The following is a 26,389-nucleotide window of genomic DNA, read 5'->3' on the forward strand; positions in this document are numbered from 1 at the left end:
AAGGCTCAGGCCTCCGCGGCCTCGTCGGACTCGGCCGGGGCCTCCTCGGCCTGCGCGGCCAGGACCTGCACCACGACGGCGTCCTCGTCGACGGCCAGCGTCGTGCCGGAGGGCAGCTTGATGTCCTTGGCGTGCACGGCGTCACCGGCGTCCAGGCCCGCGACGGAGAGCGTGACCGACTCGGGGATGTGCGTGGCCTCGGTCTCGACGGCCAGCGTGTTCAGGACGTGCTCGAGGATGTTGGCACCGGGGGCCAGCTCGCCCTCGACGACGATCGGGAGCTCGACGGTGACCTTCTCGCCGAGCTTCACGAGGAGCAGGTCGACGTGCTCGAGGAAGCCCTTCAGCGGGTCGCGCTGCACGGCCTTCGGGATGGCCAGCTGGGTCTTGCCCTCGAGCTCCAGGGAGAGCAGGACGTTCGGCGTACGCAGGGCGAGCAGCAGCTCGTGGCCCGGCAGCGTGATGTGGATCGGGTCGCCGCCGTGACCGTAGACGACGCCGGGGACCTTGCCCTCGCGGCGGACGCGGCGGGCGGCGCCCTTGCCGAACTCGGTGCGGGTCTCGGTGGCGAGCTTGACCTCGGACATGCTCTTCAACTCCTCGTAGAACTGGGGAACCTTCGAAAAAAGGCGGTCACCCGGCCACGAACGGCCTGCTACGAAGAGCGCGTCGATAACGGATCGCCGTACAAAAAAGTACGGCCTCCCTCGCCGAGCAACTTTCGCAGTTTACTCGGCGGGGGAGGCCGTACCCAAATCGATCTTCAGCTAGCGGCTCACGCCTCGCCCTCGAAGAGGCTGGTCACCGAGCCGTCCTCGAAGACCTCGCGGACCGCGGAGGCGATCGTCGGGGCGATCGACAGGACCGTGATCTTGTCGAGCTCCAGCTCGTTCGGCGTCGGCAGCGTGTTCGTGAAGACGAACTCGCTCACCTTGGAGTTCTTCAGGCGGTCCGCGGCGGGGCCGGACAGCACACCGTGCGTCGCCGTCACGATGACGTCCTCGGCGCCGTGCGCGAACAGGGCGTCCGCGGCGGCGCAGATCGTGCCACCGGTGTCGATCATGTCGTCGACCAGGACACAGACGCGGCCCTTCACGTCACCGACGACCTCGTGCACGGTGACCTGGTTGGCGACGTCCTTGTCACGGCGCTTGTGCACGATCGCCAGCGGAGCGCCGAGACGGTCGCACCAGCGGTCGGCGACGCGCACGCGGCCGGCGTCGGGGGAGACGACGGTCAGCTTGGAACGGTCCACCTTCGCTCCCACGTAGTCCGCCAGGATCGGCAGCGCGAACAGGTGGTCCACCGGGCCGTCGAAGAAGCCCTGGATCTGGTCCGTGTGCAGGTCGACCGTGAGAATCCGGTCGGCGCCCGCGGTCTTCATCAGATCCGCGATGAGACGCGCCGAGATGGGTTCACGTCCACGGTGCTTCTTGTCCTGTCGCGCGTAACCGTAGAACGGCACGATGACGGTGATGGAGCGGGCCGACGCGCGCTTCAGCGCGTCGATCATGATGAGCTGCTCCATGATCCACTTGTTGATCGGAGCCGTGTGGCTCTGGATCAGGAAGCAGTCGGCACCGCGAGCGGACTCCTGGTAGCGGACGTAGATCTCGCCGTTGGCGAAATCGAAGGCCTTGGTCGGAACGATCCCGACACCGAGCTGGTGCGCGATCTCCTCGGCAAGCTCGGGGTGGGCGCGGCCAGAGAAGAACATCATCTTCTTCTCGCCCTGCGTCTTAAGCCCGGTCACAGCACTAGTCTCCTCAGACGAGTTCGTCCGCCGCAGCTGCCCGCGCGTCCCTATAGCAGCGAGCCAGGCGAATCGTGAGCATCTATCACGGTACGCCGTGTCGGACGCACCTGTTTCCGGTCAGCCTTCGCTGCCCGGCTCCCGAGTGGTCGCCTCCGCCGCCTTCGCGGCCGCGCTCCCCGGACGCTTGCGAGCCACCCAACCCTCGATATTCCTTTGCTGGCCCCGGGCCACGGCCAGTGAACCGGGCGGTACGTCCTTCGTGATGACCGAGCCGGCGGCGGTGTACGCGCCGTCCCCGACCGTGACAGGAGCCACAAACATGTTGTCCGCGCCGGTCCGGCAGTGCGACCCGATCGAGGAGTGGTGCTTGTCCTGGCCGTCGTAGTTCACGAAGACGCTCGCGGCGCCGATGTTGGTGAAGTCGCCGATGGTCGCGTCGCCCACGTAAGACAGGTGCGGCACCTTCGTGCCCTCGCCGAGCGAGGACTTCTTCAGCTCGACGAACGTGCCGACCTTCGACTTGAGGCCGAGGCGCGTGCCGGGGCGGAGGTAGGCGAACGGGCCGACGCTCGCCTGCGGGCCGACCTCGGCGCCGTCGGCGACCGTGTTGTCCACCCGGGCGCCGGCGCCCACCGTGGTGTCGGTGAGGCGGCTGTTGGGGCCGACGACGGCGCCCTCGCCGAGGTGCGTCGCGCCGTGCAGCTGGGTGCCCGGCAGGATCGTCGCGTCGCGGTCGAAGGTGACGGCGACGTCGATGAAGGTGCTGGCCGGGTCGACGATCGTGACGCCGTCGAGCATCGCGCGCTCGAGCAGGCGGTCGTTGAGGATGCGGCGGGCCTCGGCGAGCTGGACGCGGTTGTTGATGCCGGCGATCTCGCGGTGGTCGCGGGCCACGGACGCGCCGACGCGGTGCCCGGCGGCGCGCAGGATGCCGAGCACGTCCGTCAGGTACTCCTCGCCCTGGCTGTTGTCCGTACGCACCTTCTTCAGGGCGTCGGCGAGGAGGCGGCCGTCGAACGCGAAGACACCCGAGTTGATCTCGGTGAGCGCGCGCTGGGCCTCGGTGGCGTCCTTGTGCTCGACGATCGCCGTCACGGCGCCGGAGACGGTGTCGCGCACGATGCGGCCGTAGCCGGTGGCGTCCGGCACGTCGGCGGTCAGCACGGTCACCGCGTTCCCGTCGGCGGTGTGCGTGTCGGCCAGCGCGGTCAGCGTGCCGCCGGTCAGCAGCGGGGTGTCGCCGCAGACGACCACCACGGTCCCGTCGAGGGCGCCCTCGGGGGCCAGTTCCTCCAGGCCGATGCGCACGGCGTGCCCCGTGCCGTTCTGCTCGGCCTGTACGGCGGTACGGGCCTCGGCGTCGGAGGCGCCCAGGTGCGCGGTGACCTTCTCGCGCTCGTGCCCGACGACCACGACGAGCTGCTCCGGGTTCAATTCCCGCGCGGCGGCCAGCACATGACCGACCAGTGAGCGGCCGCAGAGTTCGTGCAGGACCTTGGGAGTGGCCGATTTCATACGGGTGCCCTCACCCGCTGCGAGAACTACGACGGCGGCCGGGTGATTGGCGCTCACGGGTGTGCCCTTCGGCTTCGAACGGGGTGGACATCCGCAGGATACCGGGGCGTTCGTCAGGGGAAACGGGTGCGGGGCCCGACCATCAGGCCGGGCCCCGCACCGAACAAGCTCCCCCGCCAGGACTCGAACCCGGACAGATGGCACCAAAAGCCACAGTGCTGCCAATTACACCACGGGGGATGGAGGTCGACCAGGACGGACATATGGTCAGGCCACCGTTTGGGCACCCAACACTATGCCGTACCAAGTGCCTTGAATGCGACGGCACAGGTCAGCCGGGTGTGGGATAACGGTCGGTTTCGCTTCTGTTCGATTACGGGGAGTGGTGTGGGCCTCTTGGCAGAACTCACCGGAAAACGGGCGCCGACCGCCCGTAGGCTGGGGGCATGACCACGACGGGGGAAGTTCACCGAGCCGCGGCCGGGGGGCCGTGGTGGTGGGAGCGGCGGCGCGGCGCCGTGCTGGATGTGGGGCTCGCGGCCGCGTCCGCGGTGGAGTGCGCGTTCGAAGGAGTGCCGTTCGCGCACAAGGCGGGCCTGCCCGTCTGGATGGGGATCGTCTTCGGGGTGCTGACCGGCGCGACGCTGCTGCTGCGGCGCCGCTGGCCGATCGCCGTGGTGCTGGTCTCCGTGGCGGTGACGCCGGCCCAGATGGGCATCATGCTCACCGTCGTCGCCCTGTACTCGCTGGCCGCTTCCGAGATGCCGCGCCGGATCATCGGGTCGCTTGCCTGCATGTCGTTCGTCGGGACGCTGATCGTGTCGGTGGTCCGGGCGCAGCAGGACATGGTGCACAGCGACCGGTTCCAGGTGGGCGGCTGGTTCGTCCCCTTCGTCGCGATCACCACGTCGCTGGGGGTGACGGCGCCGCCGCTGCTGCTCGGCCTGTACGTGGGCGCGCGGCGCCGCCTGATGGAGAGCCTCCAGGAGCGCAACGAGTCCCTGGAGCGGGAGCTGTCACTGCTCGCGGAGCGCGCCGAGGAGCGGGCCGAGTGGGCGCGCGGCGAGGAGCGCACCCGCATCGCCCGGGAGATGCACGACGTGGTGGCGCACCGGGTGTCGCTGATGGTCGTGCACGCGGCGGCGCTCCAGGCGGTGGCCCGCAAGGACCCGGAGAAGGCCGTGCACAACGCGGCGCTGGTCGGGGACATGGGCCGGCAGGCGCTCACCGAGCTGCGGGAGATGCTGGGCGTCCTGCGGGCCGGGGCGCCGGAGCGCGGCCGCAGCGCTGAAACGTTGCCGCTGGCGGCGGTGGGCATGGCGGCCGCCGCGGCGGCGTCCCGCGCCGAGGCGGAGGCCGGGCCCGCGGACAGCGGCCCCTGGCTCGCCGAGCTCGACGAGCTGGTGGGCCAGTCCCGGGAGGCCGGGATGGTGGTGGAGATGACCGTGGAGGGCGAGGCCCGGGAGTACGCCGCCGCGGTGGAGCAGACCGCTTACCGCGTGGTGCAGGAAGCGCTCACGAACGTGCACAAGCACGCGGCCGGAGCGAAGACGTACGTGCGCCTCGCCCACCGGGACGCCGAGGTCGCGATGCAGGTCGAGAACGAGCCGCCGCCGGTGCCTGCGGCCGCGTCCGTGGGGTTGCCCTCGGGGGGTAACGGGCTGGTCGGTATGAAGGAGCGGGTGGCCGATCTCGGCGGGGTGTTCGTGTCCGGGGCGACGGATGCGGGAGGTTTCCGGGTGTCTGCGGTGTTGCCCGCGGTGTAGGGGGCGCGTTTTCGAGTGCGGCTCGGTGGGGGCTGGTCGCGCCGTTCCCCGCGCCCCTGGAGATGCGCACTGCGTGCGCGACCCCCAGGGGAAGGCGCGGCGAAGCCGCGGGCGTTCAGGGGCGCGGGGAACTGCGCGAGAAGCCCCACCGGTCCGCACCCGACAGCGCGACGGTCGAAGCTACGGCGAGGGCACGCGGCGAAGCCGCAGGCGTTCAGGGGCGCGGGGAACTGCGCGATCAGCCCACACCGGCCCGCAGCCGGGAACGCGACGGCCGGAGCTACGGCGCGAGCCGGACGGAACCGCGACGGCCGGAGCTACGGCGAAGGCTGGAGGCGGGGTGGCCGAACGCCGTTGATCATCGTCTCCAGGGCCTGATCGATGTCGGGGCCCATGAACCAGTCACCGCTGTGGTCGAGCGCGTAGACCCGCCCCTCCGTGTCGATCGCCAGCAGAGCCTCCGTACCGGACTCCGCGCCGAGCGGACACACCTCCGTGTCGAGGGCGCGGCCGAGGTCGCCCAGGGTGCGGGCCATGTGGAGCCCGTGCAGGGGATCCAGATGGGGCTGGACCGGCGCTATCTGACGGCCGGGCCCGGTAGGCGTGAGATGCAGGCCGCCGAACTCCGCCCAGGCCTCCACCGCCGCGGGAAAGACGGCGTGCCGGTGGCCGGCCGGGGAGACATGGGTGCGCAGCGCGTCCGCCCAGAACTCGGCCTGCTTGATGTCCCAGCGCCCGGGCTGCCAGCCGGCGGCGCGCAGCGCGGCGTCGACGGGCACGGAGAAGCGCGTGCTGGACGCAACGGACGCAACGGACGCAACGGACGTACCGGACGGACTGGGGGAACTGGTGGGGCCGGCCGTGCCGGCGGCGCGTTCCACGGAAACGGAGTTCGGCGTCGGCATCAGTGGGCGCTCTCGCTCTCGGCTGTGTCTGCTGACGGGTCTACCACGCGCACGCCGAAGTGGGCCGTCAGCGCGGCGCAGGCCCGGCAGGGCCGGGCGAAGCCGCCGTGCAGCGGATCGCCGTCCTCCCGGATGCGCCGGGTGGTCAGCTTGGCGTGCTTGAGGGCCTTGCGGGCCTCGCCCATCGTCATCGGTCTGCGCCGGGCCCGCTTGGACTTCTCGGTCCGCTCGGCGTCGGTGGCCGTCAGGTGGCGGGAGATGAGGATGGCCTCGGCGCAGCGCCCGGTGAACCGGTCACGCTGCGTACTCGTCAACGTATCCAGAAAATCCTGCACCAACGGGTGCAGTGCGGGCGCCTGTTCGCCCCGGGCCGCCGTGGATGTGAGCGTGCTGCCGCGTACCGACAGCGCGGCGGCGACGGCGGGCAGAATGCCGTCGCGGCGCCCGCGCAGTACGGGGACGTCGACGGACTCGGTGGCGCTCCAGCCGACGCGCGGGTCGTCGCCGGACGGCGCGTCCGTGGCTGCGGATGGCTCTGCGGTACCGCTGTGCATGTGGTGCTTCCCCTCCTGCAATCCCCCAGGTTGCCTGCACAGAGTGCCAAACCGGGCCGCCGGTGCGGTAGTCGGCACCCACCGACACGCCCGATCGTCACGGGGTGGTGACAGTGGGGTGACTGCTGGTCATGGAACCGGAGGCCCGGTGACCCGTGTCGTACAACCGCATAGGCTGTCGTTGTCCGCGATCGATACGTGTCAGAACAGAGCACGACTTCGGTACGGAACCGGAACCCGTCAACAGCGCCGCAGGGGGCAACCGCCATGACGACAGGTCGGCTCGGGCAGCAGGCCGCGCCGCCGAACGCGGCTTATGCCGGGCAGGTAGTGAACTTCCCTGACCCGGTCCGCGCCGCCCGGCACCCCAGAGGAGTGCGGGTGGATCCGGACGGCTATCCGGACTTCTCGGCGTACGCGCGGGCCGCGGCCGAGATCGCGGAGCCCCCCGCGGGCTTCGGCGTCGACGAGCTGCGCCTCACGGACTACGTGTCGGCGAACGCCGCCCTCGCCGCGTCCGGGCACGAGCTGTGGGACACGATCCCGGCGGTGGCGACCCCGCACGGTTGGACCTGGCACCACGTCCGCGGCTCGCGCCGCCTGGAGCTGGTGCCCGTCGAGGTGAAGGCGTTGCTGCGCCACCACGGCGGTCTCGCGACGGCCGCCGTCGACCAGAACAAGCGCGGCACCCGCCCGCTCCAGGACACCCGGCCCGCGCACTTCGGTCTGCCGAAGTCGTCGGTTGCGGTCACCGAGCAGCAGGTGCTCGGCGTGGAGGAGGACCTGGGGTACCGGCTGCCCGGCGCCTACCGCTCGTTCCTCAAGGCGGGCGGCGGCTGCGCGCCCGTCGGGGCCGCGCTCGACGCCGAGTTGGGGCTCCTGATCGACCAGCCGTTCTTCACGGTGCGCGACGAGGCCGCGGTCAATGACGTGGTCTACGTCAACAAATGTCTGCGCGATCACCTGACCAAGGACTATCTGGCGGTCGGTTTCGTGCAGGGCGGCATCCTCGCCGTGAAGGTGCGGGGCGCGGCGATCGGCTCCGTGTGGTTCTGCGCGTACGACGACGCGCGGGACGGCGGCGACGCGGCCGGCTGGTCGGCCGCCGAGCGCGTGGAGCGGCTGCTGCTGCCGTGCGGTGACGACTTCGACGTGTTCCTGTCCCGGCTGGCCGGCAATCCGCCGGAGCTGGAGACGGTGGCGAACCTGATGGTGGACGGCGGTTTCGCCAGTGCCGTCCCGACGTACGCGGACGAGGGGTGAAGGTCCGATGGTGACGTTCGCGCAGGCGCAGGAGCGCGCCGAGGAATGGATCAACGGGGATGTGCCCGGGTACCAGCACCGTGAGGTGCGGGTCCGGGAGTTCGAGCTCGGCTTCGTGGTGTGGGCCGAGGACCGCGAGTCGGGGCCGGTCTCCGACGGCGGCCGCCAGCGGCTCGTGATCGCCCGCGACAGCGGCGAGGCCACGCTGTGGCCGTCGCTGCCCGTGGGTGAGGTGATCCGGCGGTACGAGGAGGAGTACGGGCTGCCGGACGCGCCGGCCGAGCCTGCCGCGCCGCGGGCGCCCGAGCGGGTGGATCTGAACCAGACGTCGTTCCTGCTGAGTCCGCCGGAGTGGTTGCAGGAGGCGGCGGACAAGCTGGGCATCCCGGACCACCGCGCCTCGCCTTCCCCGTCCTCCCCGGACGCCCCGGCGCGGGCCGCCGCCGAGCCGCAGGACTCCGTTCCCGCCGCGCCGGTGGGGGCGACTCCGTGGGCCGGTACGGACACGAACGGGGCGGGGGACGAGGAGGACCGCTCGGTGCCGCTGCCCGAGACGGTGTTCTCGCCGCCGCTCTCCGAGGACACCCCGCCGCCCGGCGTCACCCCGGAGGCCAAGACGGCCCTGATCTCCGGCGGCAGCCGGCTCCCGCGCACGGAGGTGACCCCGGCACTGGACGAGCCGACGCCCCCGCAGGGTCCGGGCGCCTCCAACACGCCGGGCACGCCGGACTATGGCTACCCGCAGGGCCCGGCCGGTTCCAACCCCCCGCCCCCGCCTGCCGGTTCGTCGCCGCCGCCCGCGCCGGGCGCGCCGTTGCCGCCTCCGGTGCCGGGGTCGGCTGTGCCGGGTACGCCTCCGCCTGGGGCGCCGCAGTACGGGTATCCGCAGGGCCCGGGTGGCTCGCACACGCCTCCGCCGCCTGTGGGTTCGACGCCGCCGCCTGCTTCGGGCGCGCCGGACTACGGCTATCCGCAGGGCCCGGCCGGTTCCAACCCCCCGCCTCCGCCTGCCGGTTCGTCGCCGCCGCCCGCGCCGGGTGCGCCGTTGCCGCCTCCGGTGCCGGGGTCGGCTGTGCCGGGTACGCCTCCGCCTGGGGCGCCGCAGTACGGGTATCCGCAGGGCCCGGGTGGCTCGCACACGCCTCCGCCGCCTGTGGGTTCGACGCCGCCGCCCGCGCCGGGCACCCCCGACTACGGGTACCCCCAGGCGCCAGCTGGCTCCAACACGCCTCCGCCACCCGCGCCGGGTGCGCCGTTGCCGCCTCCGGTGCCGGGGTCGGCCGTGCCGGGGACGCCTCCGCCTGGGGCGCCGCAGTACGGGTACCCGCAGGGGCCGGGTGGTTCCAACACGCCTCCGCCACCCGCGCCGGGTGCGCCGGACTACGGGTACCCGCAGGGGGCTGGGGGCTCCAACACGCCTCCGCCCGCTCCGGGGGGCCCGGAGCACGGTGGGCCGGGTGGCCCCAGTACTCCGCCGCCGCCTCCCGGGCCCGGGGACATCGCCGATGTCGCCACCAGCAAGGCGCAGGGGCCGGGGCACGGGGCGCAGACCCCGCCGCCGCCGAGCGCGCCCGGTGCTCCCGCGGGCGGCTACGTTCCGACGCAGCTGGTGTCCTCGCTCGGCCCGGACGGGCAGCCGCAGCCGAAGCCGCCCGCCGCGCCGCGGCCTCCGGGCAGCACGCCTCCGCCGTCCGGTGACGCCGTGCACCACGCCGCGACGATGCTGGCCGGCCCGGCCGTCTCCGGTCCGGGGCCCGGTGGGCAGACCCCGCCGCCGCCGGGACCGCCCGGCGCCCCGGGTGCTCCCGGCGCGCCCGGAGCCCCGAAGCCGCCCGCCGCGCCGAAGCCGCCCGGCAGCACGCCCCCGCCGCCCGGCGGCGGTATGCACCATGCCGCGACGATGCTCGCGGGGCCGGGCCCGATGCCGGGTCCCGCCGCTCCGCCGCCGCCCCCGCCGCCCGGCGCGATGCCGCCGCCCCAGCCGGGGCAGCAGATTCCGGGCGGCCCGCCCCCGGCCGCGTACGGATATCCGCAGCAGGGCGGCCAGCCCACCGTGGGTCCCGGCTACCAGGCCGTGCTGCGCTACCGCGCGCCCGACGGCTCCGAGCAGCAGCTCATCCGGCGTTCCGCGCCGGGTACGCCGCACCCGGAGTGGCAGATCTTCCACGAGCTGCGCGGCATGAACATCCCGGCGGACCAGGTGCTTGAGCTCCACACGGAGCTGGAGTCCTGCGCGCTGCCGGGCGCGTACTGCGCCCGCATGATCAAGGAGCAGTGGCCGCAGGCACGGATCACGTCGATCGCCCCGTACGGCACCGATCACGCGTCCCGTCAGCAGGGCATGCAGCAACTCATCGCGCATCAGGGCGAGTTGCACCAGGTCGCCGACGGTCCGGCCCGCCCGGCCCCGGTACGGGCACCGCTGCCGCCCGCGCAGCCCACACCCCCGATCCCCCCGGAGGGCATCGCGCAGGAGCTGGCCGCCGCGTTCGGCCCGGGCGTGTTCCGGTTCGACCAGCGGGCCGTGTCGCGCCAGGGCGTCCCGGACATCGTGGCGCACACGCTCGTCGTGGCCGGACTGCCCGCGGACTTCGGTCCGTTCTTCTGGGCGCAGGCCCAGCCGGGCCGCCCGGTGCCGACCCTGGCCGAGCTGGCGCAGGAGCGCGGGGTGCAGCCGGCGCAGGACGCGGGCTCGTACCTCGTGATGGGCAGCGACTTCGGCAAGGCGATCTGTGTCCAGTACGGGACGGCGAACATCGTGGCCGTGCCCGTGGAGGCGGGTGTCGAAAATACAGCCGGGGCTCCCGCGGCGCCGCAGTTCGTGAACAGCGGGCTGCCGGAGTTCGCGCGCTCGCTCGGACTGCTCGGCCGCATGTGGCGGCTGCGCTTCGGCCTCAACCCGGAGCAGGCGGGCCGCTGGACCGTCGACTTCCAGGCACAGCTGAACATGATCGACCCGGCGGCGCTCGGTTCGCCCGAGACCTGGTGGGCGGTGCTGCTCGAGCAGATGTGGGACGGCCTGCTGTAGCCGCGTAGCCGCGTAGCCGCGTAGCCGCGTAGCGAATGGATGTATCGGGGCGCTCGACCTGCGGAATCGGTCGGGCGCCCCGATCATGCGCTCATGGCAGGCACACGGAGGCGGACCGGGACGGCGCGCAGGCGACGGTGGCCAAGGCGTGTCCTGCTGACTCTGCTCCTGGTGCTCGTGCTCCTCGTCGGATACGGCACCGGGCTCTATTTCTGGGCGGATCAGCGGCTGCGGACCACGGACGCGTTCGGCGCCGAGAGCGACCGCCCCACGGACGGCAAGGGCACGGACTGGCTGATCGTCGGCTCGGACTCGCGCGCCGACCTGACGCCCGAACAGCGCAAGGAGCTGCACGTCGGCAACGACGGCGGCCTGAACACCGACACGATCATGATCCTGCACTACGGGGACAACGGCCCGTACCTGATCTCGATCCCGCGCGACTCCTACGTCCCGGTCCCCGGCCACGGCCACAACAAGATCAACGCGGCGTACTCGATGGGCGGCGCGAAGCTGCTCACCCGGACCGTCGAGCAGGCGACGGGGCTGCGCCTCGACCACTACGCGGAGATCAGTTTCCTGGGTCTGGTGGACGTCGTCGACTCGATCGGCGGCGTCACCCTCTGCGTACCGGACGGCGGTCTGCACGACGAGAAGTCCGGCGCCGACTTCGACGCCGGCTGTCAGCACATGGACGGGGTCCAGGCGCTCCAGTACGCCCGCGCCCGCTACTCCGACCCGCAGGGTGACCTGGGCCGGGTCAAGCGCCAGCGGCAGTTGCTCGACGCGATCTCCGACAAGGCGCTCGGCCCCGGCGTGCTGATCCCGCCGTGGAAGCTGATCCCGTTCCTGCGGACCTCGCTCGACGCGCTCACCGTCGACCCCGGCACCGGCGTCGGCGCGCTCGCCACGATGGGCTGGAAGATGGACCGCCTGGCCGGGACGGCGACGGTGCCCGTGGCGAGCGAACCGTACGTGGCCGGGGTCGGCGACGTCGTCGAGTGGGACCCCGGCGAGGCCGAGCAGCTCTTCGCCGCGCTCCGTGCCGACACGGCGATTCCGACTTTCGACACCAATTGACGCATCCTTGACCGAGTAGGTCGGGTGGTGTGTCACGTGTGGCGTGTGTGTCACGTTATGGATGCTTCCGCTCGATCCATCAAGATGTGCGCCAGTCGCGCAGATCACGGAGATCGCACAGATCACGCAGAACGTCGCACGGGACGTCGCACGGGACGTCGCACGGGTTGGAAAGGGGATCGAGATGAGCGGTGCAGGCGCATCGGCGTCGCCGTACGGTTTCGTCGTCGTACGAGGCCGTGGTTACCGACCCGAGCAGGTGGAGGCGCACGCCGCGGGCGTGGCCCGGGCCCGCGACGAGGCCTGGGAGCGGGCCGCGCGCCTGACGGTCCTCGCCAAGCAGATGGAGGCGGAGGCGGAGCGGCTGCGCGAGGTCGTCGCCGGACTCGCCCCGCAGACGTACGAGACGCTCGGCAAGCGCGCGCAGTACCTGCTGGAGCTGGCCGAGGAGGAGGCCGCCGCCGTCCGGCACGCGGCGCACGCCGAGGCCAACGCCGTCACCGAGGCCGCCGCTGCGGCGGGACGCGAGACGCGAGACAGCGCGCAGGCCCACGCCGACGAGGTGCGCGGCGAGGCCGAGGAGCGGGCCGCGCGCCGGGAGCGGGAGACGCGGGCCCACGCCGACGAGATCCGGGTCGCCGCGCGGCGCGACGTGAAGGAGATGCGGGGCGAGGCCCTGGCCGTGCTGCGCGAGACGCGGGAGCGCGGCGAGGGGGCCCTCGCCGAGCAGGCCGAGGAGCACGCCGAGCGGACCGAGGCGGCGCGGCGGGAGGCCGCCGAGCAGGAGGCCGCCGTGGACGCGTGGGAGACCGCCGCCGTCACCGCGGCCGAGGAGCGGCTGTCCGCGGCGAAGCGGGCGTTCGCCGAGGCCGGGGAGGCCGCCCGGCACGGGCAGGAGGACGCGGAGGCCGCCGCCGCGGAGCTGGTCGCGCAGGCGCGGGCGCGGGAGGAAGGGGTCGTCCGGGAGACGGAGCGGGTGCTGCGCGAGCATGAGGATGCGCGGGATGAGCTGCGGGCCCATATGGATCATGTGCGGAGTTCTCTGGCGGCGCTGACGGGGCGCGCTGCGGCGGAGTAGTTCCGCTGTGGGGTCCTGGCTGCGCCTATGGGGTGTGGTCGGTGGGGGCGTCGGCATGTGCGGGTGCGTCGTGGCTGGTCGCGCAGTTCCCCGCGCCCCTTCAGGGGGTAGTTGCACCGGCCCATTGAGAGGTCAGCCGGGCTGTCACCGTCGTCGGGGCCGCGCCCGCCGGGTGGTGGCGGCGGTGTTTGTAGGAGGCGAGCAGGGACTCGATCCGGGTCGCCAGGTCGGTCGCCTCGTCGGGGGTCAGGTGCAGTTCGGCTGTCACCGAGTGCTCGGCGACCCGGACCGACTGCCTCGGGTCGTCCCAGCGCAGCCGCCACGGTCGCACCCGGCCGCCGCTGTGCGAGGCCTCCTCGATCAGGCCGTGCCGGGCGAGCTGGCGCAGATGGAACGAGCAGAGTCCCGAGCTGTACCCGAGGCGGGCCGCCGCCTGTGAGGAGGTGACGGTGCCGAGCTCGGCTAGCAGGTCGAGCAGGGCGACGCGCACGGGGTGGTCGGGCAGCGGGCGCCCGGTCGCTTCTTCGGTGGCTTCCTCTTCGGTCACTTTGCAAAGGGTGCTACTTTGCAAAGTAATTGGTCAAGTGCCGGTGAGAGACGAGGAGTTGGCGGGCGATGGGTGAGGGGCTGCTGCCGGAGGTCGAGCGGGGTGCGATGCGGCGCATCACGGTGGTCGGCGAGGAGGTGCTGCACCGCCGCTGCAAGCCGGTCACGGACGCGGAGTTCGGCACGCCGGAGCTGGCGCGGCTGATCGACGACATGTTCGCCACGAACCATGTCGCGCACGGCGCGGGCCTCGCGGCGAACCAGATCGACGTGGACCTGCAACTGTTCGTGTGGGACATCGAGGACGACTGGGGCGTGCGCCATGTCGGCCACATCGCGAACCCGGTCCTGGACGAGGAGCCGGTCGCCGGGCGCAGACTCGTGGAGGACATGGAGGGCTGCCTCTCGGTCCCGGGCCCGTTCAAGTCGCTGGCGCGCGCCGATCACGCGGTCGTGCGCGGCCTGGACAAGGACGGCCGTGACCTGGTCGTCGAGGGCCGCGGCTACTTCGCCCGCTGCCTCCAGCACGAGACGGACCATCTGCACGGCCGCCTCTACATCGACCGCCTCGGCAAGCGGGAGCGCCGGGACGCTCTGCTGGAGATGACGGAGCTGCGGGACGGGGTGTTCGCGCGGCGGGCGGCGACGGCGGAGCGACTCGGCAAGTGACCGCACCCAAGGGCACCCGAGAGCACCCGAGAGCACTCGAGGGCACCCGAGGGCACCCGAGAGCACCCAAGGGCACCCGAGGGCCGGGCGCCGTCAGGAGCATGGAGGTCGAGGCGCGGAGCGGCCGGTCGTTGCCCTACATGGCGCGCCCCTTCCGCCCGGTCTCCTGCCGTACGGCGCCGGCCAGGATCCACTCCTCCACCGCCTCGTACTGCCGCCGCTGCTCCGCCGCCTTGCGCGGTGACGTCAGTACCGTGCCGAGCCAGCCGAAGAGGAAGCCGAGGGGGATGGAGACCAGGCCCGTCGTCGTGAACGGGAACCAGTTGAAGTCGCGGTCCGGGAACGCCGAGGTCGGGGAGCCCGACACCAGATTGGTGCCCGTCATCAGGATCAGGCAGGCCGCCGTGCCGCCCAGCAGCGTCCACATCAGGCCCGCGCGCGTGAACCGGCGCCAGAAGAGGCTGTAGACCAGGGCCGGGGCCAGCGCCGACGCGCCCAGGCAGAAGGAGAGCGTGACCAGCGGCTGAAGGTTGCGGTGCTGGACCAGGGTGGCCAGGAGGATGGCGGGCGCGCCGACGCCGAGCGCCGCGACCCGCACCATCCTGAGCTCCCCGCGCTGGGTCGACTCCCGCCTGCCGTAGGCGAACACGTCGTGGGCCAGGGAGTTCGCGCAGGCCAGGATCATGCCGGCCACCGACGCGAGCAGCGTGAGGAACAGGGCTGTCGTGACCGTCGTGAAGAGCAGCGACTCCGTCGTGGTCGTCGTCGGGCCGAACGCCGCCCGCGCGCCCAGCAGGTACGCCGTGTTGCCCTGCGCGTCCGCCGCCGCGATCGTCGAGCGGCCGACCAGGGCCGTCGCGCCGATCCCGACGACGGAGATGATGAGGACGAAGACCCCGACCGACGACACCGCCCAGGACATCGAGCGGCGCACCTCACGGGCGTGCCGGGCCGTGTACATGCGCATCGTGACGTGCGGCAGGCAGGCCGCGCCGAGGACCACCGTCAGCTGCGAACTGATCATGTCCAGGCGCGGGCTCGGACCGCCCGCGAACTCCAGGCCCGGGCTGAGGAAGGCCCGGCCCTCGCCGCTCTCCCGCGCCGCCGTCGCCAGCAGTGCGCCGGAGTCCCAGTCGAAGCGGTGCAGGATCAGGGCGGCGACCACGGCGCCGGAGCCGAGCAGCATCACCATCTTCACGATCTGGATGACGGCGGTGCCCTTCATGCCGCCGATCGCCGCGTAGCTGATCATCAGGGCGCCGAGGGCGACGACGCAGCCGGTCTTGAAACCCTCGTTGGTGAACCCGAGAAGGAACGCCAACAGGTCGCCGGTGCCCGCCAGTTGGACGAGCATGAGCGGCATGAGCGCGGTGAGGGTGGTGACGCAGGCGGCGATCCGTACCGACCTGCCCGGCATCCGGCGGGCCAGCGCGTCGCCCATCGTGAACCGGCCCGCGTTGCGCAGCGGTTCGGCGAGCAGGAACATCAGGAGCATCAGGCTGAGCGCCGTGCTCAGGGCGAGGACCACGCCGTCGTACCCCATGAGGGCGATGATGCCGCCGGTGCCGAGCACGGTCGCCGCGGAGATGTAGTCGCCCGCGACGGCCAGCCCGTTGCTCATCGGCGTCAGGCGCCCGAAGCCCGTGTAGAACTCCTCCAGGTCGTCGCGGTCGGGGCCGGTCATGACGCAGAGCAGGAGCGTGACCGTGGCGACCGCGGTGAACGCCACCAGCGACATCGACTCCGACGACGGGTCGGTCATCGCCCGCCGCCTTCCGGGCGCCGGCCGCGGCGTCGCAGCCGGTGCGCGAGCGGGTCGACGCGGCGCCGGGCCGTGTACTCGTACAGCATCAACGCCACACAGGTGACGGGGAGTTGGCACAGGCCGATGAGGAGTCCTGTGGAGAGGCCACCGCTGGCGGAGCGGTTCACCACGGCCGGGGCGAACGCGGAGAGCAGCAGGAAGAGCGTGAAGTAGCCGAGCGCGGTGAGGGTGGCGACGCGGCGCTGCCATCGGTAGGCGGTGCGCAGCAGGATCAGCTCGTGGCTCGGGCCGCCGGGCGGCGGCAGATCGGGGTGGCGGGGGAGGCGGTAGGGCCGGGAGCGGTGGGCCGGTGAGCGGTAGGCGTGGGCAGGGTGCGGCATCCCGTTCTCCTTGCGCGCTTCGGGCCCGCCGGGGACGCGCGGACCGCAGGGAGTGCGTGGGGAGCCGGAACGTTACTCGTAGGTAGGGGAGTTGGGCGAGGGTTTGCGCAAACCGATCAGTCGGTACGCCGCGGTTCTTCTTGTGCCCGGGGTGAGCGTTGCCGCTGCGGAAGTTGTGCCGGCGATGACTGTTGCTCACCGGCTTCCTCCGCTACCGGGTCCAGGACCGGGAAACGGCGGGGCGCGAGCAGCAGCAGGACGAGGAGGGCGAGAGCGGCCGCGCAGGCCGCCCCGATGTAGACGGAGTCGACGGCCGCGTCGACCGCCCGGCGCACCCCGTCCGCGCCGGGGTCGCGGGCCACCGAGTCGAGGTCGGTGCCGCTGCCGAGGCGGGCCGAGATCACGCCGTTGGCGACGGCGCCGAAGACGGCCGCGCCGACCGTCTGCCCGATCTGCCGGTAGAAGAGGATCGAGGCGGTGGCCGTGCCGCGCTCGGCCCAGCCGACCGAGGACTGCACGCCGATGATCAGCGGCAGCTGGAACAGGCCGAGGGCCGCGCCGAGCAGCAGGCTCAGCAGCGTCGGCTGCCAGACGGCGCCGGGGAAGGGCAGCAGCGGGAACGCGATCAGCAGCCCCAGGGCCGCCGTCATCCCGAGTGCGGCCGTGGAGCGGAAGCCGATCCGGCGGTACACGTGCTGGCTCAGGGCCGCCGACACCGGCCAGCTCAGCGTCATGACGGACAGCACGAAGCCCGCCGCCGTGGGGGACAGGCCGAGGACGGACTGTGCGTACGTGGGCAGGAACGTGGTCGGCGCCACCATGAGCAGGCCCATCGCGCCGAGGGCGAGATTGACCGCGGCGATGGTGCGCCGCCGCCACACCCAGCCCGGCAGGATCGGCTCGGCCGCCCGGCGCTCGACGGCCACGACGACGCCGATGAGCGCAATTCCCGTACAGAGCAGGGCTATTGAGGTGGAGGAGTCCCACACCCAGGCCACGCCGCCCTGCACCAGCCATGTCAGCAGGACGCCGCCGGCCGCGAACACGGCGAGGGCGCCCGCCCAGTCGACGCGGGGGCGCGGGCCGCGCTCGCGGGGCGGTTCGTGCAGGTGGCGTACGACGAGGAGGAGCGCGACGGCGCCGACCGGCAGGTTGATCAGGAAGATCCAGCGCCAGCCGGCGTACGAGGCGAGGAGGCCGCCGAGCGCCGGGCCGAGGACGGACGACGTGGCCCAGACGGTCGACAACTTGGCCTGGATCTTCGGGCGTTCCTTCAGCGGGTACAGATCGGCCGCCAGGGTCTGCACGGTTCCCTGGATCGCGCCGCCGCCGAGCCCCTGGATGACGCGGAAGGCGATCAGGGCGCCCATGTTCCACGCGGACGCGCACAGCAGCGAGCCGACGAGGAACAGCACGCTGCCCGCGATCAGCACCGGCTTGCGGCCCAGGGTGTCCGACAGCTTCCCGTAGAGGGGCAGGGTGACCGTGACGGCGAGCAGGTAGCCGGAGAACAGCCAGGAGAAGACGGAGAACCCGCCCAGCTCGCCGACGATCTGCGGGACCGCGGTGGAGACGATGGTCGAGTCGAGCGCGGCGAGCGCCATGGACAGCATCAGCGCGGCGACGACGGCGCCGCGCCGCCGGTCACCGGCCCCGCGATCCGTGCCGGCCGTCGCCGCGTACTTCTTCCGCTGCATTCATTCCCCCTGCATCTATCTCCGGTGAGGAGCTTAGAAGGGTGGAGGCGACCCTGAGTAGGCCTCCACCGAAGGGTGGACCTCCCCTAGGGGGACCTCCGTACAACGGACCGGGGACGGTTCGTCCCCCTGGAGGACGAGGGAGGCGGGGGTTCTTCCTACCTTCAGGGGGTGGGGTTTTCCCCCGGGAAAGACGGTGACTTCCACCAGCGCGCCCGGGGCCCCGCGTCACCAGACTTGGACACACCGCGGACCACTGCGGATTCGCGTAACCGACATAGGAGAAAAACCGTGACAACGGCTGTGAGCATTCCCAGGCACGGGGGCACTGGAGAACGAAGCGCCGTTGCCGCGCGGGCACGGCAGGTCGTGAAGGCCTACGGGGCGGGGGAGACCCGGGTCGTCGCGCTCGACCACGTCGATGTGGACATCGCCCGGGGGCAGTTCACCGCGATCATGGGCCCGTCGGGCTCCGGCAAGTCGACGCTGATGCACTGCCTGGCCGGGCTCGACACCGTGACCTCGGGGCAGATCTACCTCGACGACACGGAGATCACCGGTCTCAAGGACAAGAAGCTCACCCAACTGCGCCGCGACCGGATCGGGTTCATCTTCCAGGCGTTCAACCTGCTGCCCACCCTGAACGCCCTGGAGAACATCACGCTCCCCATGGACATCGCGGGCCGCAAGCCGGACCGGCAGTGGCTGGAGCGCGTCGTGACGACCGTCGGACTCGCCGACCGGCTCAAGCACCGGCCCACCCAGCTCTCCGGCGGCCAGCAGCAGCGCGTCGCCGTGGCCCGCGCCCTTGCCGCACGGCCCGAGATCATCTTCGGCGACGAGCCCACCGGAAACCTGGACTCCCGGGCCGGCTCCGAGGTACTCGGCTTCCTGCGCCGCTCCGTCGACGAACTCGGCCAGACGATCGTGATGGTCACCCACGACCCGGTCGCCGCCTCCTACGCCGACCGCGTCCTGTACCTGGCCGACGGCCGCATCGTGGACGAGATGCACCGCCCGACGGCCGAAGCGGTCCTGGACCGGATGAAGGACTTCGACGCCCGGGGACGTACGTCATGAGTGCCAACACCGTGCTGAAGACCTCGCTGCGCAACTTCGTCGCTCACAAGGGCCGCATGGCCCTCTCCGCCGTCGCCGTACTCCTCTCCGTGGCCTTCGTCTGCGGGACCCTCGTGTTCACGGACACGATGGACAAGACGTTCGACAAGATCTTCACGGCCACCGCCGCGGACGTCTCCGTCAGCCCGAAGGACTCCGGGACCGAGGGCACCGCGACGGGCCGCCCCGAGTCGCTGCCCGCCTCCACGCTCGCCGCCGTGCGCAAGGTGGACGGCGTCAAGTCGGCCGAGGGCGCGATCAGTTCGATGGACGTGACCGTCGTCGACTCCCACGACAAGAACATGGGATCCGAGACCGGCGCACCCACCATCGCGGGCAACTGGACGCAGAACGACAAGCGCTCCATGGAGATCACCTCCGGGCGCGCCCCGCGCGGCCCCACCGAGGTCATGGTCGACGCCGACACCGCGGACAAGCACCACCTGAAACTGGGCGACGAACTGCGCACCATCGCCGCCACCGGAGACTTCAAGACGAAGATCGTCGGCATCGCCTCCTTCACGGTCACCAACCCGGGCGCGGCCGTCGTGTACTTCGACACCGCCACCTCCCAGCGCCGGCTCATCGGCGCGAACGACCGGTTCACGCAGATCAGCGCCACCGCCGCGGCCGGCGTCTCCGACGCGCAGCTCAAGCGGAACGTCGCCGCGACCCTCGACGGCACGTACAAGATCCAGACGCAGCAGGAAGCCGCGGACGCCAACGCCTCCGACGTCTCCTCCTTCATGGACGTCATCAAGTACGCGCTGCTCGGCTTCGCCGGGATCGCGTTCCTCGTCGGCATCTTCCTGATCATCAACACGTTCTCGATGCTCGTCGCGCAGCGGACCCGGGAGATCGGCCTGATGCGGGCGATCGGCTCCTCGCGCAAGCAGGTCAACCGGTCGGTCCTCGTCGAGGCGCTGCTGCTCGGCGTCGTCGGCTCCGTCGTCGGCGTGGGCGCCGGTGTCGGACTCGCCATCGGTCTGATGAAACTCATGTCGGCCGCGGGCATGGACCTGTCCACCGACGACCTCACCGTCAAGTGGACGACGCCCGCGATCGGCCTGCTCCTCGGCATCGTCGTCACCGTCCTCGCCGCCTACCTGCCCGCACGCCGGGCCGGCAAGGTCTCCCCGATGGCCGCCCTGCGCGACGCGGGCACCCCCGCAGACGTCAAGGCGGGTGCCGTACGCGCCGTCCTCGGGCTCGTCCTCACGGGCGGCGGCGGCTTCGCGCTCTACCTCGCCACGCAGGCCGACAAGGCGAGCCGGGGCTCCCTGTGGCTCGGCGTCGGCATCGTCGCCTCGCTCATCGGCTTCGTCGTCATCGGCCCGCTCCTCGCCGGCCTCGTGGTCCGGGTGATCAGCGCCGTACTGCTCCGCTTCTTCGGCCCCGTTGGACGGATGGCCGAGCGCAACGCGCTGCGCAACCCGCGCCGCACCGGCGCCACCGGCGCGGCCCTGATGATCGGCCTCGCCCTCGTCGCCTGCCTCTCGGTCGTCGGCTCCTCGATGGTCGCCTCGGCCACCGACCAGCTCGACAAGTCCGTCGGCGCCGACTTCATCGTCGAACCCAGCAACGGCGGCATCAAGCCGCAGGCCGCCGCGGCCCTGAAGAAGGTCACGGCGTCCGGCTCCATCGCCCACGTCACCGAGGTCAAGTACGTCAAGACGACGCTCACCACCCCGTCGGGCAAGAAGGAGGAGGAAGAGCTGGTCGCGGCGAGCCCGTCCTACGCCCAGGACCTGCGGCGCGAGACCACCTCCGGCGAGCTGAAGGCCGCGTACGGCAAGAACTCCATGTCCGTCGGCTCCGACTTCGCCAAGAAGAACCACGTCAAGGTCGGTGACGCGCTGACCGTCGCCTTCGAGCACGGGCGGACCGCGAAGCTGAAGGTCGCGGCGATCACCTCCGACGACACGGTCTTCGACAAGGGCGCGATGTACACGAACCTCGCGACCGCCACCCAGTACCTGCCGGCGGACCGGGTGCCGCTGAACGGGATGATGTTCGCCAAGGCCGCCGACGGCAAGGCCGACCAGGCGTACGCGGCGCTCAAGAAGTCCGTCGCCGCCGACCCGACCGTCAAGGTCAAGGACCAGACCGACTACAAGCAGGCCCTCCAGGACCAGATCGGCCAGCTCCTCAACATGATCTACGGGCTCCTCGCCCTGGCGATCATCGTCGCGGTGCTCGGCGTCGTGAACACCCTGGCCCTGTCGGTGGTCGAGCGGACCCGGGAGATCGGCCTCATGCGGGCCATCGGCCTCTCCCGCCGCCAGCTGCGCCGCATGATCCGCCTGGAGTCGGTCGTCATCGCCCTCTTCGGTGCGCTGCTCGGCCTCGGCCTCGGTATGGGCTGGGGCGCCACCGCCCAGAAGCTCCTGGCCCTGGAGGGGCTCGGCGTCCTGGAGATCCCCTGGCCGACGATCATCGGAGTCTTCATCGGCTCGGCCTTCGTGGGCCTGTTCGCGGCGCTGGTGCCGGCGTTCAGGGCGGGCCGGATGAACGTACTGAACGCGATCGCGACAGAGTGACGTGTTCTCACCCTCAGGCAACGGCTCCCGGCGCACGCACCGTGCGCCGGGAGCCGTTCTCTTCGTCGTGGTCCGTTCCATTCGTTGAACAAAACCCCAGCTGGTGGGCAAAACGCAAACTTTGAGACATGGGCCATTAATAGCCACAATGCAGTTCTTCTGGCCTTCGGGGCGGTAAAGCCCCTAATGTCTGACCTGGAGGGGCGAGCGCTGCGAAGCGCTCCACGTTTGTGTAATTCGGGGGGTTGAAGGGGAGTGCGCTCGATTTCCGGGGAGGATTCCCGCGCCGCCGACGCCGTCGGTCCTGAGCAGCGGGAATCCGTGAAATCGAGAGCGCGGGCGGTGGCCGACCGGAGAACGTGACGACGCCGAGTCGTCGCCTCCGTGTCCCCGCCCTCACTCTTTCCTGCGCCCGCGCGCCATGTGGAACCGGCCACGGGTGAATTCCCTGTCCCGTTTCCGTATGCGCGTGTGGCTGAACACACGCGTCCGACCAGGAGACGTTCACCATGGCAAGGATCTTCATTGTTGGCTCCGGTGTCGTGGGCAGTGCCACCGGCAAAGGTTTTCTCCGTGCTGGGCACGAGGTGACCTTCGTCGACGTGGCACGGCCGCGCCTGGACCATCTGCGTTCCCAGGGACTCGACGCACACGAGATGCTCGACCTGCGGGGCGAGCCCGACGCGTTCATCTTCCTTACCCTGCCGACCCCGAACGTGGGCAACGGCTATGACCTGTCCGCCTTCAAGGACGGCACCGCCGCCGTCGGCCGGGCCCTGGCCGACACCACGGCCGCGCACGTCGTCGTGGTCCGCTCCACCGTGCCGCCCGGCACCACGGAGGGGGTGGTGAAACCGCTCCTGGAGAAGGAGTCGGGCCGGACGGCGGGCGAGGACTTCACGATCGCCGGCAACCCGGAGTTCCTGCGGGCCGCCTCGGCCGTCGAGGACTTCCGCCACCCCTGGATGACGGTGATCGCCTCGCGCAGCGCCCGCACCCGGGAACGGCTCGCCGGACTGCTGGCCCCGTTCGGCGGCGAGATCCGGCTGTTCACCGACCCGGCCGAGGCCGAGTTCGTGAAGTGCGCCCACAACATCTACAACGCCACGAAGATCAGCTTCTGGAACGAGATGTGGCTGGTCAGCCGGTCCCTCGGCCTCGATCTGGACCCGATCGCGCAGACCGTGGCCCGTTCCGCCGAGGCCTCGTACAACCCCGACTACGGCATTCGCGGCGGCAGTCCGTACGGCGGTGTCTGCCTGCCCAAGGACACCCGGGGCTTCCTCGGGCTCGCCGAGGCCATCGGGGTGGACATGCCGCTGCTTGAAGCGGTCGTCAAGGTCAACGACCTGCTCGCCGGGGAGTCGGCGCCGGAGCCCGACGAGCTGTCCGTCGAGGCGGCCTAGGAGCCGTCCGACAGCGCCGGGCCGTCCGGCCGGCCCCGTGAGACGGGGGCCGGCCGGACGGCCCGGCTGACCCGAAGGCACTCCCTGAGGCTGAGGACCGGCTCATGAGCAGATTCTTCGACAGCACCTTCGACGACTTCAGGTACTACCTCGTCTACCTGCCCCTGGGCATCCTCGGCCTGGTCCGCTGGGCCTGCTGGCTGCTGCGGCGGGCGCCGGCGGCCCTGTACCGGCCGGTGAAGAACGACTTCCGGCTGCCGATCGGCGTCGTCGTCCCCGTCTACCAGGAGGACCCCGAGATCTTCGCCCACGCCATCGAGTCCTGGCTGGCGAACGGGGTGGACGAGGTGGTCCTCGTCATCGACGTCACCGACGACGCCTGCCGCGCGGTCGCCGACCGCTACCCGGTCACGGTCGTCGTCACCGACGTCCCCGGCAAACGCGACGCCCTGCGCAGAGGCTGGGAGGCGTGCGGGACCGAGCTGGTCGCGCTGGTCGACTCCGACACCATCTGGGCCGAGGACGTGGCGGCCGAGGTCTGCAAGCCCTTCGCCGACCCCCGGATCGGCGGCGTCGGCACCCGGCAGAACGTCTACAACCCGCGCGGCTTCCTCCAGCGCGTCACCGACATGTTCCTCGACTACCGCTACTTCGACGAGAACGCCGGGCAGACCGTCATGGGCCGCGCGGTCTCCTGCCTGTCCGGACGCACCGCCGTCTACCGCCGTGCCCTCCTCCTGGAGGTGTCCGACGCCTTCATGTCCGAGACGTTCTGGGGCGTGCCGTGCATGTCCGGCGACGACAAACGCCTGACCACGCTCGTGCTGGAACACGGTCACCGCACCTACATGCAGCGCACCGCCCGTGTCTGGTCGACGTTCCCCCGCACTCCGCGCATCTTTTTCAGACAACGACTGCGGTGGGCCCGCAACACCTGGCGCTCCGACCTGAGAGCCCTGTCCCACCGCTGGGTCTGGCGGCACCCCTTCCTCGCCTACACCATGATCGACAAGGGGGTCAGCAGCTTCACTCTCCTGCTGTCACCGTTCTTCATGACCTACGCGATCCTCCGCGAGGACTGGTTCTTCGTCGCCTGCCTCTTCGGCTGGTGGTGGGTCAGCCGGTCGATGAAGATCCTGCCGCACCTCGTGCGCAGGCCCACGTCGTTCTTCCTGGTGCCCGGCTTCGTGCTGGTGTCCTTCGTGATGTCCGTGATCAAGATCTGTGCGCTGCTCACCATCCGCAAGCAGCGCTGGCTCACCCGGCAGGTCTCCGTGCAGAACGGCGTCGTGGTCCGTACCGCGCCGGCCGCCGACCGGGCGGAGGCCGCCTGATGCCGGCCCTCACCCGCGCCCACGCCCGCGCCCGCGCGCCCCTCGGTGTCCTTGCCGCGGTCGCGCTGGCCCTGCTGGGCGGGGCGGTGCCGGGAGGCGGGGCGGCGGCGGGCGGTGATGCGGTCGCCGGGTCGGTCACTGGGTCGGTCGCCGGGCCGGTCGCCGGATCGGTCAGCAGGCCGCTCACGTCGGCCCGGCTGCCACTCACGGGCCCGGTCGCGGACCGGGCCGCGGGACCCGTCATGCGGCCCGTCACGCGTGTCGGCCCCGGCCCGGACATCGCGGCATGGGCCCGGCACGGCCGCCCCCACCGGCTGCTGGTGCTGCGGCCCGGCTCCGTCACGATGGTCGAGCGCGGAGTGGCCGTGGGCCGGCTCAGTCCGGGGCCCGGCACCATCACGCTGGGCTGGCTCTCCGCCCACACGGGCCCGCGCTGGGTCGAGTACAAGCCCGGGCCGCATCCGACCATGCGGGTGCGCTCGGCCGTCCTGCTCGCACCGGGGGCCGCCCTGCAGATCGGCCGCGCGGACGGCAGCGTCCTGCTGAGCGCCGGGGCGAATGCCGCCTCCGGCACCTGGATCAGGGGTTCCCGCGCCCTGCTGGACATCGACGGCGCCACCCTCGCCTCGACGCCGCCGGACGGCGCGGGGCCGGTGGCCGGGCACGTCGCCGGACGGCCGTACCTGACGATGGGCGAGGGCGGCCGGATGAACATCGTGAACTCCACCGTCACCGGGTTCGGCCGCCCGAGGGGCGCCCCGTCGAACGAGTCCGGGGTCACCTGGGGAAAGGGCAGCACCGGCCGCGCGGTCCGCTCGACGTTCGTCGACAACCGCACCGGAGTACGCCTCGCCAAGTCCCGCGGTGTCCGCCTCGACCGGGTCACCGTGACGGGCTCCATCGACGACGGCGCGGTCCTGGACGCCGACCGGAACAGCACGGTCCGGGGCCTGTCCGCCGTGAAGAACGGCCGGCACGGTGTCGTCGTGAGCGGACTCGACAACCGCGAGCTCACCGGGATCACCACCCGCGCCAACTACGACATGGGCATCAACGCGACGGCCCAGCGCGGCCTCACCCTGACCCGCCCCGTCTCCTACGGCGATCTGGGCGGCGGCATCCGGCTGACGTCCTGCGCCGGGTGCACCCTGCGGCGGCCCGTCGTGCACGGGGTGCACGGGGTGCACGGAGAGCCCCGCGCGCTGGACATCGTCGGGCCGGGCTCCCGGGTGACGGTGCGCGCACCGGAGCTGACCGGCGACGCCGACGGCATCGGCATCGCACTGGAGGCGGGCGTCGCGGGCGCGACCGTCTCCGGCGGCCGGGTGAGCGACTTCCAGCTGGGCATCGCCGTCGCCGGATCACACGTCGTCGTCGACGGCACCGCGGTCCGCGGCGGGCGCACCGCGATCTCGGTCCACGGCCCGGCCCGGCAGGTCACGCTGCGCGCCATGGAGGTCCGCGGCGCGCGGATCGGGATCACCGCGTCCGAGACCACCCGCGACGTGACCCTCACCGGGGTGCGGGTCAGCGACATGGCCAGGAGCGGCCTCATGTCCGCGTCCCCGGGGCTGCGCGTCAGGGGCGGCTCGGTCACCGGCTGCGGGACGGCCGTCGACCTGGGCGGCCGGGCGCACCTGCGGAAGCTCAGCGTCAGCCGGTCCGGCCGCGGTGTGCACGTCGCCCGCGGGACCCGGGTCGACGCCGTCGGCCTGGACGTCATCGCCGAACGCAAGGGAGTCGTCACCGAGGCCGGGGCCGGTCTCGACCTGACGGACTCCCGGGTGCGCGCGCCCATGGCGCTCACCGGGGACGGTTCGGTGCGGCGGCACGGCTCCACGGAGATCAGCCTCCCGCCGTTTCCCTGGCTCGGCTTCGCCGCTCTGATCGCGCTCGGCCTCGCCGTCCTGCTGCAGACCGTCCACCAGATCCGGCACCGCAGAACTCCGCCGCCGCGGGTCGCGGCGCATGTCCGCAACACCACCTGA

The 26,389-nt window shown here is 71.8% G+C and carries 20 protein-coding genes and 1 tRNA gene; 11 read left to right on the plus strand and 10 right to left on the minus strand.

Features of this window, described 5'->3' with window-relative positions; genetic code table 11:
• Positions 1-5 precede the first annotated feature (5 nt).
• The 4 genes from ABD366_RS13930 to ABD366_RS13945 all read right to left on the minus strand — a co-directional run bounded on the left by ABD366_RS13930 (position 6) and on the right by ABD366_RS13945 (position 3,511).
• Entirely contained in the window at positions 6-587 is a 582-nt protein-coding gene (locus ABD366_RS13930) for a 50S ribosomal protein L25/general stress protein Ctc (RefSeq protein ID WP_324771366.1), read from the minus strand.
• Positions 588-775: 188 nt separating this feature from the next.
• A complete protein-coding gene (locus ABD366_RS13935; RefSeq protein WP_324771365.1) occupies positions 776-1,753 on the minus strand; it encodes a ribose-phosphate diphosphokinase in 978 nt (325 codons plus the stop codon).
• A gap of 120 nt (positions 1,754-1,873) precedes the next feature.
• Positions 1,874-3,328, minus strand: coding sequence for a bifunctional UDP-N-acetylglucosamine diphosphorylase/glucosamine-1-phosphate N-acetyltransferase GlmU (gene glmU, locus ABD366_RS13940; protein ID WP_324771364.1), 1,455 nt, complete (start codon positions 3,326-3,328; stop codon positions 1,874-1,876).
• Positions 3,329-3,439: 111 nt separating this feature from the next.
• Positions 3,440-3,511, minus strand: a tRNA-Gln gene (locus ABD366_RS13945).
• A 206-nt stretch (positions 3,512-3,717) separates the two neighbouring features.
• On the opposite strand from ABD366_RS13945, the gene ABD366_RS13950 reads away from it, so the two are divergent.
• Complete coding sequence (locus ABD366_RS13950) at positions 3,718-5,037, plus strand: sensor histidine kinase (protein WP_324771363.1); 1,320 nt, start codon at positions 3,718-3,720, stop codon at positions 5,035-5,037.
• 317 nt (positions 5,038-5,354) lie between these two features.
• Here the strand turns inward: ABD366_RS13950 and ABD366_RS13955 are convergent, their stop codons facing one another.
• Positions 5,355-5,816: an SUKH-3 domain-containing protein gene (locus ABD366_RS13955; protein WP_324771362.1), complete on the minus strand. Its 462-nt coding sequence runs from the start codon at positions 5,814-5,816 to the stop codon at positions 5,355-5,357.
• 125 nt (positions 5,817-5,941) lie between these two features.
• Positions 5,942-6,496 carry a YwqJ-related putative deaminase gene (locus tag ABD366_RS13960; protein ID WP_324771361.1) on the minus strand — a complete coding sequence of 185 codons (555 nt, stop codon included), beginning with the start codon at positions 6,494-6,496 and terminating at the stop codon, positions 5,942-5,944.
• Positions 6,497-6,763: 267 nt separating this feature from the next.
• Here ABD366_RS13960 and ABD366_RS13965 point away from each other — a divergent pair, with 267 nt between their 5' ends.
• From ABD366_RS13965 to ABD366_RS13980, 4 genes are all read left to right on the plus strand, one after another.
• Positions 6,764-7,759: an SMI1/KNR4 family protein gene (locus ABD366_RS13965; RefSeq protein WP_324771360.1), complete on the plus strand. Its 996-nt coding sequence runs from the start codon at positions 6,764-6,766 to the stop codon at positions 7,757-7,759.
• Between the two features lie 7 nt (positions 7,760-7,766).
• A complete protein-coding gene (locus tag ABD366_RS13970) occupies positions 7,767-10,787 on the plus strand; it encodes an SUKH-4 family immunity protein (RefSeq protein ID WP_344441784.1) in 3,021 nt (1,006 codons plus the stop codon).
• Positions 10,788-10,880: 93 nt separating this feature from the next.
• On the plus strand, positions 10,881-11,867 hold the full coding sequence (locus ABD366_RS13975) for an LCP family protein (RefSeq protein ID WP_324772691.1): 987 nt from the start codon (positions 10,881-10,883) through the stop codon (positions 11,865-11,867).
• Positions 11,868-12,051: 184 nt separating this feature from the next.
• Positions 12,052-12,945 carry a coiled-coil domain-containing protein gene (locus ABD366_RS13980; RefSeq protein WP_324772689.1) on the plus strand — a complete coding sequence of 298 codons (894 nt, stop codon included), beginning with the start codon at positions 12,052-12,054 and terminating at the stop codon, positions 12,943-12,945.
• A gap of 100 nt (positions 12,946-13,045) precedes the next feature.
• Here ABD366_RS13980 and ABD366_RS13985 read toward each other — a convergent pair whose 3' ends face one another.
• Complete coding sequence (locus ABD366_RS13985) at positions 13,046-13,492, minus strand: helix-turn-helix domain-containing protein (protein ID WP_324772687.1); 447 nt, start codon at positions 13,490-13,492, stop codon at positions 13,046-13,048.
• 68 nt (positions 13,493-13,560) lie between these two features.
• Here ABD366_RS13985 and def point away from each other — a divergent pair, with 68 nt between their 5' ends.
• Positions 13,561-14,160, plus strand: a complete 600-nt coding sequence (gene def, locus ABD366_RS13990) for a peptide deformylase (RefSeq protein WP_324772685.1) — start codon at positions 13,561-13,563, stop codon at positions 14,158-14,160.
• A 136-nt stretch (positions 14,161-14,296) separates the two neighbouring features.
• On the opposite strand, the gene ABD366_RS13995 is transcribed toward def, so the two are convergent.
• The 3 genes from ABD366_RS13995 to ABD366_RS14005 all read right to left on the minus strand — a co-directional run bounded on the left by ABD366_RS13995 (position 14,297) and on the right by ABD366_RS14005 (position 18,002).
• A complete protein-coding gene (locus ABD366_RS13995) occupies positions 14,297-15,922 on the minus strand; it encodes a sodium/solute symporter (RefSeq protein WP_324772683.1) in 1,626 nt (541 codons plus the stop codon).
• Complete coding sequence (locus ABD366_RS14000) at positions 15,919-16,305, minus strand: DUF485 domain-containing protein (RefSeq protein ID WP_324772681.1); 387 nt, start codon at positions 16,303-16,305, stop codon at positions 15,919-15,921. Before ABD366_RS14000 ends, ABD366_RS13995 begins: the two co-directional genes overlap by 4 nt.
• A gap of 116 nt (positions 16,306-16,421) precedes the next feature.
• On the minus strand, positions 16,422-18,002 hold the full coding sequence (locus ABD366_RS14005; RefSeq protein ID WP_324772679.1) for an MDR family MFS transporter: 1,581 nt from the start codon (positions 18,000-18,002) through the stop codon (positions 16,422-16,424).
• Between the two features lie 291 nt (positions 18,003-18,293).
• On the opposite strand from ABD366_RS14005, the gene ABD366_RS14010 reads away from it, so the two are divergent.
• The 5 genes from ABD366_RS14010 (at position 18,294) to ABD366_RS14030 (ending at position 26,389) form a co-directional block, all read left to right on the plus strand.
• On the plus strand, positions 18,294-19,082 hold the full coding sequence (locus ABD366_RS14010; RefSeq protein ID WP_324772677.1) for an ABC transporter ATP-binding protein: 789 nt from the start codon (positions 18,294-18,296) through the stop codon (positions 19,080-19,082).
• Positions 19,079-21,661: an ABC transporter permease gene (locus ABD366_RS14015; RefSeq protein ID WP_324772675.1), complete on the plus strand. Its 2,583-nt coding sequence runs from the start codon at positions 19,079-19,081 to the stop codon at positions 21,659-21,661. Before ABD366_RS14010 ends, ABD366_RS14015 begins: the two co-directional genes overlap by 4 nt.
• A gap of 509 nt (positions 21,662-22,170) precedes the next feature.
• Complete coding sequence (locus tag ABD366_RS14020; protein WP_324772673.1) at positions 22,171-23,067, plus strand: 2-dehydropantoate 2-reductase N-terminal domain-containing protein; 897 nt, start codon at positions 22,171-22,173, stop codon at positions 23,065-23,067.
• Between the two features lie 104 nt (positions 23,068-23,171).
• Positions 23,172-24,401, plus strand: a complete 1,230-nt coding sequence (locus ABD366_RS14025) for a glycosyltransferase (protein WP_324772671.1) — start codon at positions 23,172-23,174, stop codon at positions 24,399-24,401.
• On the plus strand, positions 24,401-26,389 hold the full coding sequence (locus ABD366_RS14030) for a right-handed parallel beta-helix repeat-containing protein (RefSeq protein WP_324772669.1): 1,989 nt from the start codon (positions 24,401-24,403) through the stop codon (positions 26,387-26,389). The genes ABD366_RS14025 and ABD366_RS14030 overlap by 1 nt, the downstream gene beginning before the upstream one ends.

Origin of the sequence: Streptomyces kunmingensis, from assembly GCF_039533535.1 — a bacterium.
In the GTDB taxonomy this organism is placed as follows: domain Bacteria; phylum Actinomycetota; class Actinomycetes; order Streptomycetales; family Streptomycetaceae; genus Streptomyces; species Streptomyces kunmingensis.

What these genes read in the sequence shown, in the direction of transcription:
- ABD366_RS13950 (WP_324771363.1), top strand. Translation starts at nt 3,718, where the DNA reads ATGACCACGACGGGGGAAGTTCACCGAGCCGCGGCCGGGGGGCCGTGG.
- ABD366_RS14025 (WP_324772671.1), top strand. Translation starts at nt 23,172, where the DNA reads ATGAGCAGATTCTTCGACAGCACCTTCGACGACTTCAGGTACTACCTC.
- ABD366_RS13975 (WP_324772691.1), top strand. Translation starts at nt 10,881, where the DNA reads ATGGCAGGCACACGGAGGCGGACCGGGACGGCGCGCAGGCGACGGTGG.
- ABD366_RS13960 (WP_324771361.1), bottom strand. Translation starts at nt 6,496, where the DNA reads ATGCACAGCGGTACCGCAGAGCCATCCGCAGCCACGGACGCGCCGTCC.
- ABD366_RS13995 (WP_324772683.1), bottom strand. Translation starts at nt 15,922, where the DNA reads ATGACCGACCCGTCGTCGGAGTCGATGTCGCTGGTGGCGTTCACCGCG.
- ABD366_RS13965 (WP_324771360.1), top strand. Translation starts at nt 6,764, where the DNA reads ATGACGACAGGTCGGCTCGGGCAGCAGGCCGCGCCGCCGAACGCGGCT.
- ABD366_RS14015 (WP_324772675.1), top strand. Translation starts at nt 19,079, where the DNA reads ATGAGTGCCAACACCGTGCTGAAGACCTCGCTGCGCAACTTCGTCGCT.
- ABD366_RS14020 (WP_324772673.1), top strand. Translation starts at nt 22,171, where the DNA reads ATGGCAAGGATCTTCATTGTTGGCTCCGGTGTCGTGGGCAGTGCCACC.
- def (WP_324772685.1), top strand. Translation starts at nt 13,561, where the DNA reads ATGGGTGAGGGGCTGCTGCCGGAGGTCGAGCGGGGTGCGATGCGGCGC.
- ABD366_RS13930 (WP_324771366.1), bottom strand. Translation starts at nt 587, where the DNA reads ATGTCCGAGGTCAAGCTCGCCACCGAGACCCGCACCGAGTTCGGCAAG.
- ABD366_RS13970 (WP_344441784.1), top strand. Translation starts at nt 7,767, where the DNA reads ATGGTGACGTTCGCGCAGGCGCAGGAGCGCGCCGAGGAATGGATCAAC.
- ABD366_RS14030 (WP_324772669.1), top strand. Translation starts at nt 24,401, where the DNA reads ATGCCGGCCCTCACCCGCGCCCACGCCCGCGCCCGCGCGCCCCTCGGT.
- ABD366_RS14000 (WP_324772681.1), bottom strand. Translation starts at nt 16,305, where the DNA reads ATGCCGCACCCTGCCCACGCCTACCGCTCACCGGCCCACCGCTCCCGG.
- ABD366_RS13980 (WP_324772689.1), top strand. Translation starts at nt 12,052, where the DNA reads ATGAGCGGTGCAGGCGCATCGGCGTCGCCGTACGGTTTCGTCGTCGTA.
- ABD366_RS14005 (WP_324772679.1), bottom strand. Translation starts at nt 18,002, where the DNA reads ATGCAGCGGAAGAAGTACGCGGCGACGGCCGGCACGGATCGCGGGGCC.